Source organism: Streptomyces sp. V1I1 (assembly GCF_030817355.1).
Lineage (GTDB): Bacteria > Actinomycetota > Actinomycetes > Streptomycetales > Streptomycetaceae > Streptomyces.
Window position 1 is genome coordinate 5137276 of record NZ_JAUSZH010000001.1, and the last position, 15489, is coordinate 5152764.

17 protein-coding genes, 1 tRNA gene, 3 pseudogenes and 1 riboswitch are annotated in these 15489 nt (G+C 68.8%); of the genes and pseudogenes, 14 read left to right on the plus strand and 7 right to left on the minus strand.

What is annotated here, in order from left to right:
• The first annotated feature begins 103 nt into the window (after positions 1–103).
• From QFZ67_RS39140 to QFZ67_RS24120, 3 genes are all read left to right on the plus strand, one after another.
• On the plus strand, positions 104–220 hold the full coding sequence (locus tag QFZ67_RS39140) for a putative leader peptide (RefSeq protein WP_373430112.1): 117 nt from the start codon (positions 104–106) through the stop codon (positions 218–220).
• A 130-nt stretch (positions 221–350) separates the two neighbouring features.
• Entirely contained in the window at positions 351–629 is a 279-nt protein-coding gene (locus QFZ67_RS24115) for a MoaD/ThiS family protein (protein WP_307663152.1), read from the plus strand.
• Positions 629–1579: a PLP-dependent cysteine synthase family protein gene (locus QFZ67_RS24120; protein ID WP_307663153.1), complete on the plus strand. Its 951-nt coding sequence runs from the start codon at positions 629–631 to the stop codon at positions 1577–1579. Before QFZ67_RS24115 ends, QFZ67_RS24120 begins: the two co-directional genes overlap by 1 nt.
• A 224-nt stretch (positions 1580–1803) precedes the next feature.
• Here the strand turns inward: QFZ67_RS24120 and QFZ67_RS24125 are convergent, their stop codons facing one another.
• A complete protein-coding gene (locus QFZ67_RS24125; RefSeq protein ID WP_307663154.1) occupies positions 1804–2268 on the minus strand; it encodes a type II toxin-antitoxin system PemK/MazF family toxin in 465 nt (154 codons plus the stop codon).
• Between the two features lie 178 nt (positions 2269–2446).
• Here QFZ67_RS24125 and QFZ67_RS24130 point away from each other — a divergent pair, with 178 nt between their 5' ends.
• A complete protein-coding gene (locus QFZ67_RS24130) occupies positions 2447–3199 on the plus strand; it encodes an MBL fold metallo-hydrolase (RefSeq protein ID WP_307663155.1) in 753 nt (250 codons plus the stop codon).
• A gap of 104 nt (positions 3200–3303) precedes the next feature.
• Here QFZ67_RS24130 and QFZ67_RS24135 read toward each other — a convergent pair whose 3' ends face one another.
• A complete protein-coding gene (locus tag QFZ67_RS24135; protein WP_307663156.1) occupies positions 3304–4557 on the minus strand; it encodes a PTS transporter subunit EIIC in 1254 nt (417 codons plus the stop codon).
• A gap of 266 nt (positions 4558–4823) precedes the next feature.
• Positions 4824–6119 carry a PTS transporter subunit EIIC gene (locus tag QFZ67_RS24140; protein ID WP_307663157.1) on the minus strand — a complete coding sequence of 432 codons (1296 nt, stop codon included), beginning with the start codon at positions 6117–6119 and terminating at the stop codon, positions 4824–4826.
• 240 nt (positions 6120–6359) lie between these two features.
• On the opposite strand from QFZ67_RS24140, the gene QFZ67_RS24145 reads away from it, so the two are divergent.
• The 4 genes from QFZ67_RS24145 to rdgB all read left to right on the plus strand — a co-directional run bounded on the left by QFZ67_RS24145 (position 6360) and on the right by rdgB (position 8609).
• Positions 6360–6593, plus strand: coding sequence for a PTS glucose/sucrose transporter subunit IIB (locus QFZ67_RS24145; protein ID WP_307663158.1), 234 nt, complete (start codon positions 6360–6362; stop codon positions 6591–6593).
• A gap of 154 nt (positions 6594–6747) precedes the next feature.
• Complete coding sequence (rph, locus tag QFZ67_RS24150; protein WP_307663159.1) at positions 6748–7488, plus strand: ribonuclease PH; 741 nt, start codon at positions 6748–6750, stop codon at positions 7486–7488.
• Between the two features lie 123 nt (positions 7489–7611).
• Positions 7612–7995 (plus strand): hypothetical protein, encoded by a 384-nt coding sequence (locus QFZ67_RS24155; protein ID WP_307663160.1) that lies wholly within the window; start codon positions 7612–7614, stop codon positions 7993–7995.
• A gap of 11 nt (positions 7996–8006) precedes the next feature.
• A complete protein-coding gene (rdgB, locus tag QFZ67_RS24160; protein WP_307663161.1) occupies positions 8007–8609 on the plus strand; it encodes an RdgB/HAM1 family non-canonical purine NTP pyrophosphatase in 603 nt (200 codons plus the stop codon).
• Positions 8610–8659: 50 nt separating this feature from the next.
• On the opposite strand, the gene QFZ67_RS24165 is transcribed toward rdgB, so the two are convergent.
• The 3 genes and pseudogenes from QFZ67_RS24165 to bcp all read right to left on the minus strand — a co-directional run bounded on the left by QFZ67_RS24165 (position 8660) and on the right by bcp (position 9618).
• A tRNA-Leu gene (locus QFZ67_RS24165) sits at positions 8660–8742 on the minus strand.
• A 50-nt stretch (positions 8743–8792) separates the two neighbouring features.
• A pseudogene (locus QFZ67_RS24170) lies at positions 8793–9067 on the minus strand (HNH endonuclease); the annotation flags it as partial.
• Positions 9068–9150: 83 nt separating this feature from the next.
• Positions 9151–9618, minus strand: coding sequence for a thioredoxin-dependent thiol peroxidase (gene bcp, locus QFZ67_RS24175; protein WP_307663162.1), 468 nt, complete (start codon positions 9616–9618; stop codon positions 9151–9153).
• 127 nt (positions 9619–9745) lie between these two features.
• Between bcp and QFZ67_RS24180 the strand changes: the two genes are divergently transcribed.
• The 3 genes from QFZ67_RS24180 (at position 9746) to QFZ67_RS24190 (ending at position 10921) form a co-directional block, all read left to right on the plus strand.
• Positions 9746–10066 carry a DUF3618 domain-containing protein gene (locus QFZ67_RS24180; protein ID WP_307663163.1) on the plus strand — a complete coding sequence of 107 codons (321 nt, stop codon included), beginning with the start codon at positions 9746–9748 and terminating at the stop codon, positions 10064–10066.
• A 43-nt stretch (positions 10067–10109) separates the two neighbouring features.
• Positions 10110–10451: a co-chaperone GroES gene (locus tag QFZ67_RS24185; protein WP_307663164.1), complete on the plus strand. Its 342-nt coding sequence runs from the start codon at positions 10110–10112 to the stop codon at positions 10449–10451.
• Between the two features lie 57 nt (positions 10452–10508).
• Positions 10509–10568: riboswitch (guanidine-III (ykkC-III) riboswitch) on the plus strand.
• 32 nt (positions 10569–10600) lie between these two features.
• Positions 10601–10921: a multidrug efflux SMR transporter gene (locus QFZ67_RS24190; protein ID WP_307663165.1), complete on the plus strand. Its 321-nt coding sequence runs from the start codon at positions 10601–10603 to the stop codon at positions 10919–10921.
• 85 nt (positions 10922–11006) lie between these two features.
• On the opposite strand, the pseudogene QFZ67_RS24195 reads toward QFZ67_RS24190, so the two are convergent.
• A pseudogene (locus QFZ67_RS24195) lies at positions 11007–13286 on the minus strand (transglycosylase domain-containing protein); the annotation flags it as partial.
• A gap of 127 nt (positions 13287–13413) precedes the next feature.
• Between QFZ67_RS24195 and QFZ67_RS24200 the strand changes: the two are divergent.
• The 3 genes and pseudogenes from QFZ67_RS24200 to QFZ67_RS24210 form a co-directional block, all read left to right on the plus strand.
• Positions 13414–14214 carry an ABC-2 family transporter protein gene (locus QFZ67_RS24200; protein ID WP_307663166.1) on the plus strand — a complete coding sequence of 267 codons (801 nt, stop codon included), beginning with the start codon at positions 13414–13416 and terminating at the stop codon, positions 14212–14214.
• Positions 14207–15022 carry an ABC transporter permease gene (locus QFZ67_RS24205; protein WP_307663167.1) on the plus strand — a complete coding sequence of 272 codons (816 nt, stop codon included), beginning with the start codon at positions 14207–14209 and terminating at the stop codon, positions 15020–15022. Before QFZ67_RS24200 ends, QFZ67_RS24205 begins: the two co-directional genes overlap by 8 nt.
• Before the next feature lie 26 nt (positions 15023–15048).
• Positions 15049–15348, plus strand: a pseudogene (locus tag QFZ67_RS24210) (ATP-binding cassette domain-containing protein); the annotation flags it as partial.
• Positions 15349–15489 lie beyond the last annotated feature (141 nt).

A 15489-nucleotide genomic window follows, 5' to 3' on the forward strand; every position in this document is an offset into this window, starting at 1 on the left:
CTTCAGGCCGCGGCACCTCCCACAGACCGCATGCTGAGCAGAGTTCGTCCATCATGCGAGATCACATTCCGGAACCCGGACGGGGAATCGTTACGATGACCGCATGGTTCCCCATGACGTGAGCGACAAGACGCCGAGCGCCCTGCTGCTCGTGGCGCGGCTGCACGTCGACCTGTGCCGCCTCGCCAGCGCGATGTGTACGACCCGCGCTGCGTCCTGACCGTTCCGGCCGGTTGTGAACCACGGCCTCACGGCCCGAGCGCACTGCACCGCACCACCCCCTCGCGCGGGGGCCAGAGCCGCGCGCCCCTTGTGCCACCCCCGCCACACTCCCGACAGGAGCCCACGTCATGGCCATCGAGGTCCGCATCCCGACCATCCTCCGTACGTACACCGACGGCGCGAAGGCCGTCGAGGGGAGCGGGGACACTCTCGCCGAGCTCTTCGCCGACCTCGAGATCCGGCACAACGGAATCCGGGAGCGCATTGTCGACGGCGACCAGCTGCGCCGCTTCGTGAACGTCTATCTGAACGACGAGGACGTCCGCTTCCTCGACGGCATCTCCACCAAGCTCGCCGACGGCGACAGCGTCACGATCCTCCCGGCCGTCGCCGGCGGCATGGTCTGATGCGTTACGACTCCCCGCTCGCGGCGGTCGGCAACACCCCGCTGGTCCGCCTGCCGCGCCTGTCCCCGTCGGACGAGGTCCGCATCTGGGCCAAGCTCGAGGACCGCAACCCGACCGGCTCGATCAAGGACCGCCCGGCGCTCCACATGATCGAACAGGCGGAGAAGGACGGCCGCCTGACGCCGGGCTGCACGATCCTGGAGCCTACGTCCGGCAACACCGGCATCTCGCTGGCGATGGCAGCGAAGCTCAAGGGCTACCGGATCGTGTGCGTGATGCCGGAGAACACGAGCGAGGAGCGCCGTCAGCTGCTGGCGATGTGGGGCGCGGAGATCATCCCGTCGCCCGCGGCGGGCGGCTCGAACACGGCGGTACGGGTCGCCAAGGAGCTGTCGGCCGAGAACCCTTCGTGGGTGATGCTCTACCAATACGGCAACCCGGACAACGCGGGCGCGCACTACGCCACGACGGGCCCGGAGATCCTGGCGGACCTCCCCTCCATCACCCACTTCGTGGCGGGCCTGGGGACCACCGGCACGCTGATGGGAGTGGGCCGCTACCTGCGCGAACACGTCCCGGGCATCCGTATCGTCGCCGCGGAGCCGCGCTACGACGACCTGGTCTACGGCCTCAGGAACCTGGACGAGGGCTTCGTCCCCGAGCTGTACGACGCGTCGGTCCTGACGACCCGCTTCTCGGTGGGCTCGGCGGACGCGGTCACCCGCACCCGCGAACTCCTCCAGCAGGAGGGCATCTTCGCGGGCGTCTCCACGGGGGCGGCGCTGCACGCGGCGATCGGCGTCGGCAAGAAGGCGATGAAGGCCGGCGAACAGGCGGACATCGTCTTCGTGGTCGCGGACGGCGGCTGGAAATACCTGTCGACGGGCGTCTACACGGCCCCGACGACAGAGGCGGCGATCGAAGCACTGCAGGGCCAGCTCTGGGCGTAGGAGCGCCGGCCGACGCTGCGGCGAGGGTGTGGGGGCGTGAGCCCCCACCTACCCCCGGTCAGTGAGGGCGCGGGCGCCCACGTACCCGCGGGTCAGCGAGGCGTGGGCGGCCATGTACCTCCGGGGCGGTGAGGGCGCGGGCGCCCACGTACCCGCGGGTCAGCGAGGCGTGGGCGGCCGTACCCCCGGGTCAGTGAGGGCGCGGGCGCCCACATACCTCTGGGTCACGCCGACAGATGCCGCACCTGGTCCCACACCGTCGGGTCCACCACCCCCACCCTTCGGCGGAACTCCCACACCCCCACATCCCGCAGCTCGTCCGTCTCCAGAAAACTCGCCCGCCCCCGCGCGTCCCCCACCGTCCCCGGTGGCAGCGAGATCACGCCCTGACTCTCGTCGTGGTACTTGCTCGTGATCTTCGCGACCTGCGCCGTCCCGCCCCGCACCGACAGCACCAGGCATGGCCTGTCCTTCGACCCGGGGCCGTTCTCGTACGGGACCTCCGCCCACCAGATCTCGCCCGGCCGCGGGCGCAGCTTCGGGCCGCGCCGGGGACCCGTCGGGCGGCCCGGCGGGCGGGCGCGGCCGCCCGGGCGGCGGGCCGCGATCCGGCCGCGCCCGTCCATCACCGTGGCGACCAGCGCGATCACCACCACGGCGAGCACAGCGAGCCACCACGACGTGTCCATACCCCAGACGGTACCGGCGCGCCGCCACACGCGCGCGCTCCGTCCGAACCGGTGACAGAGCAGGTGAGTTCCCCCACAACCCCTCGCCACCGAGGAGCGACCAGCCCTTTCGCGCCTTACGCTCGACAGACCGCACGACCCTCTCCCAGCCCTCCCCGTCAACGGAGGTTCAAGCTCCATGAAGCTCACCGTCGTCGGCTGCTCGGGGTCGTTTCCGTCCGCGGAATCGGCCTGCTCGAGCTACCTCGTAGAGGCCGACGGCTTCCGGCTGCTTCTCGACATGGGCAACGGCGCCCTCGGCGAGCTGCAGCGCCACATCGGTCTCTACGACCTCGATGCGATCTTCCTCAGTCACCTTCACGCGGATCACTGCATCGACATGTGCGGGTATTTCGTGGCCCGCTACTACCGCCACGATGGCGGCCGCTGCGACGCCCTCCCGGTCTACGGCCCGGAAGGCACCGAGCAGCGCCTGACCACTGCGTACGCGGACATCCCCTCCGCCACCGCCATGAGCGAGGTTTTCGACTTCCACACGCTGAAGGCAGGCAGCTTCCACATCGGCCCGTTCTCCGTCCGTACGGAGAAGGTGAGACACCCCGTCGAGGCGTACGGCATCCGCCTGGAGCACGCCGGCAAGTCGCTGACGTACTCGGGCGACACCGGCGTCAGCGAGACCCTGCACGAACTCGCCGACGGCGCCGATCTGTTCCTCTGCGAGGCGTCCTTCACGCACGGCAAGGAGGACATCCCCGACCTCCACCTCAACGGCCGTGAGGCCGGAGCCCACGCCCAGCGTGCGAACGTCGGCCGGCTCGTGCTCACCCACATCCCGCCGTGGACGGACGGGCAGCAGAATCTGGCGGATGCCCGCATGGTCTACGGCGGCCCTGCCGAACTGGCTGCCGCGGGCGCGATCTACGAGGTCTGATCCCGAAGAAACTCGAAGAGAGCCGAAGCCCCTGCCCTTCCGTACGGAAAGGCAGGGGCTTCGGTCCTCAGTGGACGGTCCTCAGCGGACGTCGTCAGCGCTGACTACGCCTTCGTCAGGTCCTCGACCTCTTCCTCGGGCTCACGGCCCGGGGTGGTGAGGTTGAACTTGACGATCGCGAAGCGGAAGACCGTGTAGTAGATCGCCGCGAACGCCAGGCCGATCGGAATGATCATCCATGGCTTGGTGGCGAGCCCCCAGTTCAGGAAGTAGTCGATCGCACCGGCCGAGAAGCTGAAGCCGTGATGCACGCCGAGCGCCCAGGTGACAGCCATCGAGACGGCGGTCAGAACCGCGTGGATCGCGTACAGGAGCGGCGCGATGAACATGAACGCGAACTCGATCGGCTCGGTGATGCCGGTGACGAAGGACGTCAGCGCCAGCGACATCATCATGCCCATCACGGCCTTGCGGCGCTCGGGGCGAGCCGTGTGCGCGATGGCGAGGGCGGCGGCCGGGAGGGCGAACATCATGATCGGGAAGAAGCCCGACATGAACTGACCGGCGGTGGGGTCGCCGTGGAAGAAGCGCGGCAGGTCACCGTGCCACATCTGGCCCGCGGAGTCCTTGAAGGAGCCGATCTCCTGCCAGGCCACGGTGTTCACGAACTGGTGCATACCGATGGGCAGCAGCGCCCGGTTGATGACGCCGAAGATGCCGGCGCCGACGGCGCCGAGACCGGTCATCCACTGGCCGAAGTCGGTGATGACGTTGCCGACGGGCTCCCAGACGAGGCCGAACAGCACGCCCATGGCCGTACCGACGAAGGCCATGATGATCGGCACGAGTCGGCGGCCGTTGAAGAAGCCGAGCCAGTCGACGAGCTTCTTGCGGTGGTACCGCTGCCAGATGACGGCAGCGAGCAGGCCCATGATGATGCCGCCGAAGACCTTCGGGTCGTTGTAGGTCGCGGGTATGTCGGCGCCGCCCTGGACCTTGGCCTCGGCGATGGGGAACGCCGTGAGGACGTTCTTGTACACCAGGAATCCGACCAGCGCGGCGAGCGCGGTGGAGCCGTCGGCCTTCTTGGCGAAGCCGATCGCGATGCCGATACAGAACAGCAGCGGCAGGTTGGCGAAGACCGCGTCACCGGCCGTGGCGAAGACCGCGGCGACCTTGTTCCAGCCCAGGCCGTCCTTGCCGAACACGTCGTCCTGGCCCAGACGCAGCAGGATGCCTGCCGCCGGCAGGACGGCGATCGGCAGCTGCAGGCTTCGGCCGACCTTCTGCAGGCCCTGGAACAGACCCGAACCCCACTTCTTGGTGGGCGACGCCGCCGTAGCGGTAGCCGTACTCATCAACTTCCTCCAGTGGGCAAGGCGCCGCCAGGGGGCAATACACGGGGGAGGGCGGCATCTCAAGGGGAACGCGGCGAAGCGCCACGTGGTCTACACCACTCAGTGGTGTAGACCAGTTTTAGCACGGTGAGGGCGAGATAAGGAACCTTCGATTTCTGTGGGCTGGGCCATAGCGCGAAATGCGCGACATAAGGCCCCCGGACCACAGGTCCATGGGGCCTTATGAGGCATTACGCCGGGGGCCGCGGGGCCCAGGAACCACTGCCCTACTTGACGATGTCACGCTCCAGTTCGCCCTCGACTTCTTCCGGTTCACGCCCCGGCGTCGGGATATTGAACTTGGTGATCGCGAACCGGAAGATCGCGTAATAGACCACCGCGAAGCCCAGGCCGATCGGAATGAGCAGCCAGGGCTTGGTCGCCAGGCCCCAGTTGATGACATAGTCGATCAGGCCCGCCGAGAAGCTGAAGCCGTCCTTGGCGCCGAGGCCCCAGCTCAGCGCCATCGAGACACCGGTGAGCAGCGCGTGGATCACGTACAGCAGCGGCGCGACGAAGAGGAACGAGTACTCGATCGGCTCGGTGATGCCGGTGACGAAGGACGTCAGCGCGACCGACAGCATCAGACCGCCGATCTCCTTGCGGCGGTGCGGCTTGGCGCAGTGCGTGATCGCCAGCGCCGCCGCCGGGAGGGCGAACATCATGATCGGGAAGAAGCCGGTGGTGAACTGGCCCGCGTTCGGGTCGCCCGCCAGGAACATGCTGATGTCGCCGTGCACGACCGTCCCGTCGGGCTTGGTGTAGCTGCTGAACTGGAACCAGATGGGCACGTTCAGGAACTGGTGCAGGCCGATGACGAGCAGCGCCCGGTTCGCGACACCGAAGATGCCCGCACCCCACGCGTCCAGGCCCGCCAGCCAGTCGCTGAAGCTCTCCAGCGCGTCGCCGACCGGCGGCCAGATCCACAGGCACAGGGCCGCGAACCCGATCGCGACGAAGGACATGATGATCGGGACGAGCCGCCGGCCGTTGAAGAAGCCGAGCCAGTCCACCAGCTTGGTGCGGTGGAAGCGCTGCCAGAAGTAGGCGGCCAGCAGGCCCATGATGATGCCGCCGAAGACGCCGGGGTTCTGATAGGCGTACGGCACGATCATGCCGCCCTCCGACTGGCAGCCGACGGTCACCGCCTTCGCCGCGCCCTCGCAGTCCTTGGGGAACTGGTGCAGGACGCCGTAGTAGACGAGGAAGCCCGCGACGGCCGCGAGCGCGGTGGAGCCGTCCGCCTTCTTGGCCATGCCGATCGCGATGCCGACGCAGAACAGCAGTGGCAGACCGATGTTGGGGTCCAGCAGCGCGCCGCCGGCGCCGGCCATCACTTTGGCGACGTCGTTCCAGCCCAGTCCGTCCGCGCCGAAGACATCGGGCTGGCCGAGCCGGTTGAGGATGCCGGCCGCGGGGAGGACGGCGATCGGCAGCTGCAGGCTGCGGCCCATTTTCTGGAGCTGTTGGAACGCACCGATCCGCCAGCTGTGCTGTGGCGCGGCAGCACTTTCCGAACTCATCGGCGTCCTCCCGGAAGGTGCCTGGTTTGGCAGGTGTTGCAGACTGGTGTAGACCAGTCGCGGTACGGTCCCGGGGACCAGTCGCGGGAGAGGGTTCCCGTGATCGTCATCATTCGGTACGAGATGGTTACTCGCCCGTGAAGATGGGCCAACCGTGCGTTACCGTGACAAAGCGGACCGATGTAGGCCGAGGCAGCGCTGAGCGCCCAGCAAACGCGCTCTTGAACGCAGGGAGAAGACATGGCCAGCAAGGCTGAGAAGATCGTCGCCGGGCTCGGCGGGATCGACAACATCGAAGAGATCGAGGGCTGCATCACCCGCCTCCGTACCGAAGTCGTGGACCCGGCCAAGGTCGACGAGGCCGCCCTCAAGGCGGCCGGAGCCCACGGCGTCGTCAAGATGGGCAACGCGATCCAGGTCGTCATCGGCACCGACGCCGACCCGATCGCCGCCGACATCGAAGACATGATGTGAGCCGCTGAGCCACCGTACGAGGTCGTACGAGAAGGGCCCCGTTCCGGCCGGACCGGGGCCCTCGCGCATGCGGAACGGCGCCCTCGCGCATGCGGAACGGCGTCCTCGTACACGCGGAACGAGGCCCGTGCGCACAGCGGCTAGGCTCGACGCCATGTCTCGAATCGACGGCCGCACCCCCGAACAGCTCCGCCCGGTCACCATCGAACGCGGATGGAGCAAGCACGCCGAGGGCTCCGTCCTCATCTCCTTCGGCGACACGAAGGTCTTCTGCACCGCCTCGGTCACCGAAGGCGTCCCGCGCTGGCGCAAGGGCAGCGGCGAAGGCTGGGTCACCGCCGAGTACTCGATGCTGCCGCGCTCCACCAACACCCGCGGCGACCGCGAATCCGTACGCGGCAAGATCGGCGGCCGTACGCACGAGATCAGCCGCCTCATCGGCCGCTCGCTGCGCGCCGTCATCGACTACAAGGCGCTCGGCGAGAACACCATCGTCCTGGACTGCGACGTCCTCCAGGCCGACGGCGGCACCCGCACCGCCGCCGTCACCGGCGCGTACGTCGCTCTCGCCGACGCCGTCGCCTGGGCCCAGGCCAAGAAGCTCGTCAAGGCCGGCCGCAAGCCTCTCATCGGGACCGTCGCCGCAGTCAGCGTCGGCATCGTCGACGGCACTCCGCTCCTCGACCTCTGTTACGAGGAGGACGTGCGCGCCGAGACCGACATGAACGTCGTCTGCACCGGCGACGGCCGCTTCGTCGAGGTCCAGGGCACCGCCGAGGCCGAGCCCTTCGACCGCAAGGAGCTCAACGCGCTCCTCGACCTCGCGACCGGCGGCTGCGCCGACCTGGCCGCGCTCCAGCTCGAAGCGCTCGGTTCGAGCGAGCCGCTCGGATAGTTCGAGCGAGCCGCTCGGACCGATCGGGTAAAGAAGCAACCAAGAACGCGCCACTGGGCGTCGATAGAGTCACGGGCGCACGGGCCGAACCGTGCGCCCGTCCGTATCCGGGAGGACCGTTCCATGTCTGCGCGCCGCCGAATAGCCCTCACGCTCGCCACCGCTGCTCTGATCGTCCCGATCACCGTCGGTTGCGCCGCCATCGACAAGGCACTCGACTGCGTCGAGACCGCCGACGCGATCGCCACCAGCGTCGACAAGCTCCAGCGGGCCGTCTCCAGCGCCGGCGACGACCCGACACAGGCCCGGCAGGCCCTCGACGACATCGACAAGGAACTGAAGAACCTCGGCGACAAGACCGACAACGCCGACCTGAGCAAGGCCGTCGACGACCTGAACGCCGGCGTCGACAACGTCCGCAAGGCGATCGAGAACGGCGACACCACACCGGACATCAAGCCCGTCACCGACGCCGCGGGCGAGATCGGCAAGGTCTGCACACCCTGATAATCGGGGGCATGACCCGTCTGATCCTCGCCACCCGCAACGCCGGGAAAATCACCGAACTCAAGGCCATCCTCGCCGACGCGGGCCTCACCCACGACCTCGTCGGCGCGGATGCCTACCCCGACATCCCCGACGTCAAGGAAACCGGCGTCACCTTCGCCGAGAACGCCCTGCTCAAGGCGCACGCCCTGGCCCGGGCCACCGGCCTGCCGGCCGTCGCCGACGACTCCGGCCTCTGTGTCGACGTACTCGGCGGCGCGCCCGGCATCTTCTCCGCCCGGTGGGCGGGCCGCCACGGCGACGACACGGCCAACCTGAACCTGCTGCTGACCCAGCTCGCCGACATCGACGAGGCCCACCGCGGCGCCCACTTCGCGTGCGCGGCGGCCCTGGCCCTCCCGGACGGCACCGAACGCGTCGTCGAGGGCCGCCTGCTGGGCACCCTGCGCCACGCGCCCTCGGGCACGGGCGGCTTCGGTTACGACCCGATCCTGCAGCCGGAGGGCGAGACGCGTACGTGCGCGGAGCTGACCCCGGCGGAGAAGAACGCGATCAGCCATAGGGGGAAGGCGTTCAGGGCGCTGGTGCCGGTGGTGCGGGAGCTGCTGGGCTGACCCACGCCGAAGGGCCGTTCCGCATGCTGCGGGACGGCCCTCTGCTTGTGTGCGGCCGGTGGGACTCGAACCCACATGGGATTTCTCCCACGACATCCTAAGTGTCGCGCTTATACCATTCAGCAACGGCCGCTTGCCGCTAGCCATCGTAGCGGGCGGGCGGCTGTCGTGGCGCGGGTGTTCTTACCGGGAGCTGCGGCGATTGCCTCCTCTGACCATGTGTCTGTGATCGCATGGCAATTGGGGCACAACAGCCGGAGGTTGTCGGGACGGTCGTCGCTCCAGTCGCCGTTGATGTGGTCGATCTCCAGTGTCATGGGCCTCCCGTTCCAATCGGGACCGGTGCCGCACTCCGCGCACTCCTCGGCGACGCCGATTTCGCGAAGCGCCCGGCGCAGTTGAACCGTCTTTGTGCGGCGCTTCCCTTCGCGTTTAGTGAGCACGTCCTCGGGCTTGTTTATCGGATGGTCACGTCCGAAATGCGGAACGGGCTGCACCGCTTGTCGCGCGGTGCGCCCGTTCCGTACAGGTGCGGAAGACGTCAGACCCCGAGGTCCTTGATGATCTTGGCCACATGGCCCGTCGCCTTCACGTTGTACAGCGCACGCTCGACCTTGCCCTCCTCGTCGACCACGACCGTCGAGCGGATGACACCGGTCACCGTCTTGCCGTACAGCTTCTTCTCGCCGAACGCGCCGTACGCCTCCAGGGTCTCCTTGGACGGGTCCCCGACCAGCGTGACCTTCAGGCTCTCCTTGTCGCGGAACTTCGCCAGCTTCTCCGGCTTGTCCGGCGATACGCCGATGACGTCGTAGCCCGCGCCCGCCAGCAGGTCCAGGTTGTCCGTGAAGTCGCAGGCCTGCTTGGTGCAGCCGGGCGTCAGAGCCGCCGGGTAGAAGTAGACGATCACCTTCCGGCCCTTGTGGTCGGCGAGCGAGACCTCGTTGCCGTCCGCGTCGGGCAGGGTGAAGGCCGGGGCCGTGTCGCCGGGCTGGAGTCGCTCGCTCATGGTTCTCCTCGGGGGGACGTGAGGGTGTACGTCGTCGAGCGTAATAGGGGTGCCATGGGGTGCGGGGACGGCCGAGCTGACAGACTGTCGAGGAAGGACTACCGGACACGACCACGGAGGCAGCGCGGTGTCGGATGCCAGGACCCCTGCGCAGATCGAGGCGGACATCGTCCGCAGGCGCGACCAGCTTGCCGAGACGCTCGACGAGATCGGGGTGCGCATGCACCCGAAGACGGTCATCGGTGACGCGAAGGCCAGGGTCGCCTCGGCTGTGGACCAGACCGCGGGTCGTGCTTTCGTCGCGGTGAACCGCACGGTGTCCGACATCAAGGCGCAGTTCGTTACGGAAAAAGGCGCGCCCCGGCTGGAGCGGGTGGTTCCGGTGGCGCTGCTGGCCGTGGGGCTCGTGAGCCTGCTCGCCGTGTCGGCGAGAAGGCGACGGGCGTGACCCTCGGGCGTACGGAATGCTCCCGGGCAGGTAGGTTCAAGGCGTGAGCGACAATACCCACCACGACAAGCTGCCCATCCGGATGCTGCACGACCGCGTGCTGGTGAGGACCGACATCCCGGAGGGCGAGCGGCGTTCCAGCGGCGGCATCGTCATTCCGGCGACAGCGGCGGTCGGCAGGCGTCTGGCCTGGGCCGAGGTGGTGGCAGTCGGGCAGAACGTACGCACCGTGGAGCCGGGCGACCGGGTGCTGTACGACCCCGAGGACCGCGCCGAGGTCGAGGTGCGGGGTGTGGCGTACGTACTGATGCGGGAGCGCGATCTGCACGCGGTCGCGGCGGACCGTTTCCAGGGCTCCGAGGACTCCACCGGGCTGTACCTGTAGCGCCCGCGCCTTGAGCACCTGCGCCTGGAGACGTGTAAAGGCGCAGGTCAGGCCTTTGCTATCGTTGACTGATCCCGACGAGACGCGTCGTACCGGGTCATGCAAAGACGACGCACCCCGCTGAAGTTCCGCGTCTCGGAGGTGCCGTCATGGCCTGGGTTCTGCTTGTTGCCGCCGGTCTGCTCGAGGTCGGCTGGTCGATCGGGATGAAGTTCACCGACGGGTTCACCCGGCTGTGGCCGAGCGTGTTCACCGGACTAGGGATCGTCGCCAGCATGATGCTGCTCTCCCACGCCGCCAGGACACTGCCGATCGGTACGGCGTACGGCGTCTGGGTCGGCATCGGCGCGGCCGGTGCGGCGGTCGTCGGCATGATGGCGCTGAACGAGCCCGCGACCGCCGCGCGGATCTTCTTCGTCTGTCTGCTGCTGGTTGCCGTGGTGGGGCTGAAGGCGACCTCGGGTCACTGACCTGCCGGCTCACTGGGGCCGGGCGGTACGGGTGGGTGTGGGCCAGCTGCCCGCGCCCGTCGTTCGCGCCCCTGTCGGCCGCGCGCCCTTCGGTCTCACCGCCGTCGTCCGCGCCCCCGTCGGCCTCACCCCCTTCGGTCTCACCGCCGTCGTCCGCGCCCCCGTCGGTCTCACCGCCGTCCGTCGTCTCCCCGTCGGTGGTGCCCCCATCCGTCTGCCCCTCGTCCTCGCCCGGCGTCTCCCCTGGCGTCTCGTCCGGCGACTCAGGCTCCGGCTCCTCCTCCTGCGACGACTCGTCCGGCGGCTCCTCCTCCACCGGCTCCTCCTCTTCCTCCTCCTCCGCGCCCTCCTGAAGGTCCAGGTCGAACTCCTCGATCTCGGAGCCCTCCAGCGCGGCGCCCGTGAACTGGCCCCAGATCTTCGCCGGCGCCCCGCCGCCGTTGATCCGCGGCAGCCCCAGCGCGCCGTACAGCGGCGTCTGCACGCCCGTGACCGGGTCCTGGCCCATCACGGCGACCACCGTCGCCAGTGTCGGGGTGTAGCCCGCGAACCAGGCCGCCTTGTCCTCCTCCGCCGTGCCTGTCTTGCCCGCGGCTGGACGGCCCGCCGACCGGGCCGCGGTGCCGGTGCCTTCGTCGATCACGCTCTGCAGGATCGAGGTCGTGGTGTCGGCGGCCTCCCGGCTGACGGCCTGCTCGCTGTCCTCCTTGGGCAGCCGGACGTCGAGGCCGTTCTTGGTGATCTTCTCGACGAGGGTGTACGTGCCGTGCCTGCCGTGGTTGGCGAGCGTCGCGTACGCCTCCGTCATGTCGAGGACGCTCGCGGTGGCGGGGCCCAGCGCGATGGAGGGGGAGGCGTTCAGATCCGGGGTGCTCGAGGGGATCCCGAGGTCGATCGCGGTCCGCCTGACCCTGGTGGGGCCGACGTCCATGGCCATCTGCGCGTACACCGCGTTGACGGACTTGTCGGTGGCGGTGCGGACCGTGATCGGGCCGTACGAGACGTCGTCCTCGTTCTCGGGGGCGTACGGGTTGCCGCTCCAGCCGTCGACTGTACGCCTGTTGGTGCCGTCGTAGACGGTGTTGGGGGTGATGGTCCTGCCGTCCTGGGTGCTCGACCCGTTCTCGACGGCCGCGGTGAAGACGAACGGTTTGAAGGTGGAGCCGACTTGGTAGTCGCGGCGGGTCGCGTTGTTGACGTACTGCTTGGTGTAGTCGACGCCGCCGTACATGGCGACGACCTTGCCGCCGTCCGGGTCGATGGACGCTCCGCCGACGCGGACATTGCGGTCCGCCTTGCGGCCTGAGTCCAGCTTGGACATCACCTGGTCGTCGACGGCCTCACCGAGCGCGTCCTGCTTCTGCCGCTCCAGCGTGGTGGTGATCCGGTAGCCGCCGGTGGCCAGGGTGTGCTCGTCGATGATCTCGTTGCTGGTGAGGTAGTCCTCGACGGCCTGGACGATATAGCCGCGCTGGCCCGAGAGCGCGGTCGGGGGCCTCGCCGTCTGCGGCACGGGGAACTTCATGGCCGCTCGGGCGGCGGGGCTGAGCCACTTCTTCTTGACCATGCCGTCGAGCGTGTAGTTCCAGCGGCCGAGCGCGGCCGCCCGGTTCTCCGGGTGCGTGGCGATGTCGTAGGCGCTGGGGGCGTTGAGCAGCGAGGCCAGGTACGCGCCCTTCGCGGTGTCGATGTCCTGGACGTCCTCGCCGTAGTAGGCATGGGCGGCGGCCTGGATGCCGTACGCGTTGCGCCCGAAGTAGCTGGTGTTGAGGTACCCCTGAAGGATGTCGTTCTTGCTCTCCTCGCGGCCCAGCTTGATCGCGATGAAGAACTCCTTCCACTTCCGGGAGATGGTCTGCTCCTGGCCCAGGTAGTAGTTCTTGACGTACTGCTGAGTGATGGTGGAGCCGGACTGTTTGCCCTTGCCGGTGAGGGTGTTCCAGGCGGCGCGGACCATCGCCTTGGGGTCGACGGCGCGCGCGGAGTAGAAGTCCCGGTTCTCGGCGGCCAGTACGGCACGCTGTACCGAAAGGGGTACTTGCGCGAGGGGCACGTTCTCCCGGTTGACCTCGCCGTCACGGGCGATCTGGGTGCCGTCCTCGTAGAGGTAGACATTCGACTGGGCGGTGGCCGTGGCGTTGGCGGGCGGGATGCCGACGAGCTTGTAGCCGGCCAGGAAGCCGCCGATCAGCAGCAGGGCGACGATCAGAAACGTACCGAGCACCATCCGCCAGGTGGGGATGGCGCGACGCCAGCCGGTGCGCTTGCGGCGGGGCCCGAAGCCCTTCTTCTCGAGTGCGGCCGGCGGTCCGACGACGGTCGCGTCCCGGGGTTTCCAGCCCTGCTGCTTTGGCTCCTCGCTCATACGCACATACTGCACTTTTCGGCGGGTCAACCCGCGGACCCGGCAGGCGTAAAAGCGCTCGCGGCGGCTCGCCCCGCTGGGCTAGGGTCGTGCGCTTTGGTGCCGGCGTGCGGAGGGGGGAATCGACGTGCGGCTGTACGTGGTCGTCGCCGCCGGTGGGTTCCGGCGCTATGCGACGTACCGGATGGCGACGGCGGCGGGGGTGTTCACCAACACCGTCTTCGGCTTCATCATGGCGTACACCTATACGGCCCTGTGGGACGAGCGCCCGCAGCTCGGCGGGTACGACCTCTCCCAGGCGCTCACCTATGTGTGGCTGGGACAGGCGCTGCTGATGACCTGCGCCATGATGGGCGGCGGTTTCGAGGACGAGCTGATGGAGCGGATCCGCACCGGGGACATCGCGATCGACCTCTACCGGCCGGCCGACCTTCAACTGTGGTGGCTTTCGGGCGACTTGGGGCGGGCGGCCTTCCACCTCATGGGCCGCGGCATCGTGCCGATGGCGCTCGGCGCGCTCGCCTTCGACCTTGCGCTGCCGAGCTCGCCGCTGACCTGGCTCGCCTTCCTGGTGTCGGTGGCGCTGGGCGTGGTGGTGAGCTTCGCGGTCCGGTTCCTGGTGGCGCTCTCCGCGTTCTGGCTGATGGACGGGGCCGGGGTGATGCAGATCTGCTGGCTGGCCGGGCTGTTCTTCTCCGGGATGCTGCTGCCGCTGAACCTCTTCCCCGGCGCCCTGGGCGAAGTGGCCCGGGCGCTGCCCTGGTCCTCGCTGCTCCAGGTCCCGGCGGACGTCTTCCTCGGCAGGCACACCGGATGGGGGCTGGTGCAGGCGTACGCCTTCCAGGGCGGCTGGGCGCTGGCGCTGCTGGCCGCCGGGCGGGCCCTGCAGACCGTCGCGACCCGCCGGGTGGTGGTCCAGGGTGGCTGACGCGCTCTCGAACGGACTGCGGGCATACGGCCTGATCGCCGCGATGTGGATCCGCTCCACGATGGCCTACCGTGCGTCGTTCGTGATGACGGCGTTCGGGAACCTCGCGGCGACCTCCTTCGACTTCGTCACGATCCTGCTGATGTTCTCGCACGTGGACGCGCTGGGCGGCTACACCTTGGGCGAGATCGCCTTTCTGTACGGGGCGTCGGGCACCGCCTTCGGCCTCGCCGACCTGGTGATGGGCTCGATGAACCGGCTGGGGCGGCGGGTGCGTGACGGCACGCTGGACACGCTGCTGGTGCGTCCGGTGCCGGTGCTCGCCCAGGTGGCGGCGGACCGGTTCGCCCTGCGCCGGCTGGGCCGGATCACCCAGGGACTGCTGATCTTCGGCTACGGAGTGCGCGTCCTCGACATCGAGTGGACGCCGCTGCGGTTGCTGATGGTGCCGATGATGCTGCTCAGCGGGGCGGCGATCTTCTCGGCGCTGTACGTGGCGGGGGCGGCGTTCCAGTTCTGGGCGCAGGACGCCTCCGAGGTGCAGAACTCCTTCACGTACGGCGGGAACACGCTGCTCCAGTACCCGCCGACGCTCTTCGCGAAGGACCTGGTGCGCGGGGTGACCTTCGTGGTGCCGCTGGCCTTCGTCAACTGGCTGCCCGCGCTGTATGTGCTGGGACGGCCCTACCCGCTGGACCTGCCGCAGTGGCTCGCCTTCCTGCCGCCCGTGGTCGCCGGGTTCTGCTGCTGGCTGGCCGCCCTCGCCTGGCGCGTCGGCCTTCGTTCGTACCGGAGCACAGGGAGCTGAGGGTGGATCTCGCCGAGGGGGACTTCATGGACTTCATCGAACTCGACGGAGTCGAGAAGGTCTTCGACGTACGACGCAAGACCGGCCGGCTGCGCCGCGAGAAGCAGCAGGTGCGGGCCGTCGACGGGATCAGCTTCCGGGTGCCGCGCGGCGAGATGGTCGGCTACATCGGCCCGAATGGCGCCGGGAAGTCCACCACCATCAAGATGCTGACGGGCATTCTGACCCCGAGCGGCGGGCGGCTGCGGGTCGCGGGCATCGACCCGTCCCGGGAGCGTACGAGGCTGGCGCAGCGGATCGGCGTGGTCTTCGGGCAGCACATCACTTCAGAAAGTGGTGCGGACGCGACCAGTCTACCGGCCTGGAGCGACCCCCGGCAGGGCCGCTGACCTGCGCGGACGTGCGTTCGCGCGCTTGCTGGCACCCTGGCCCTGGGCCGGATGATCTTGGCTCACGGCCAGCGCTGC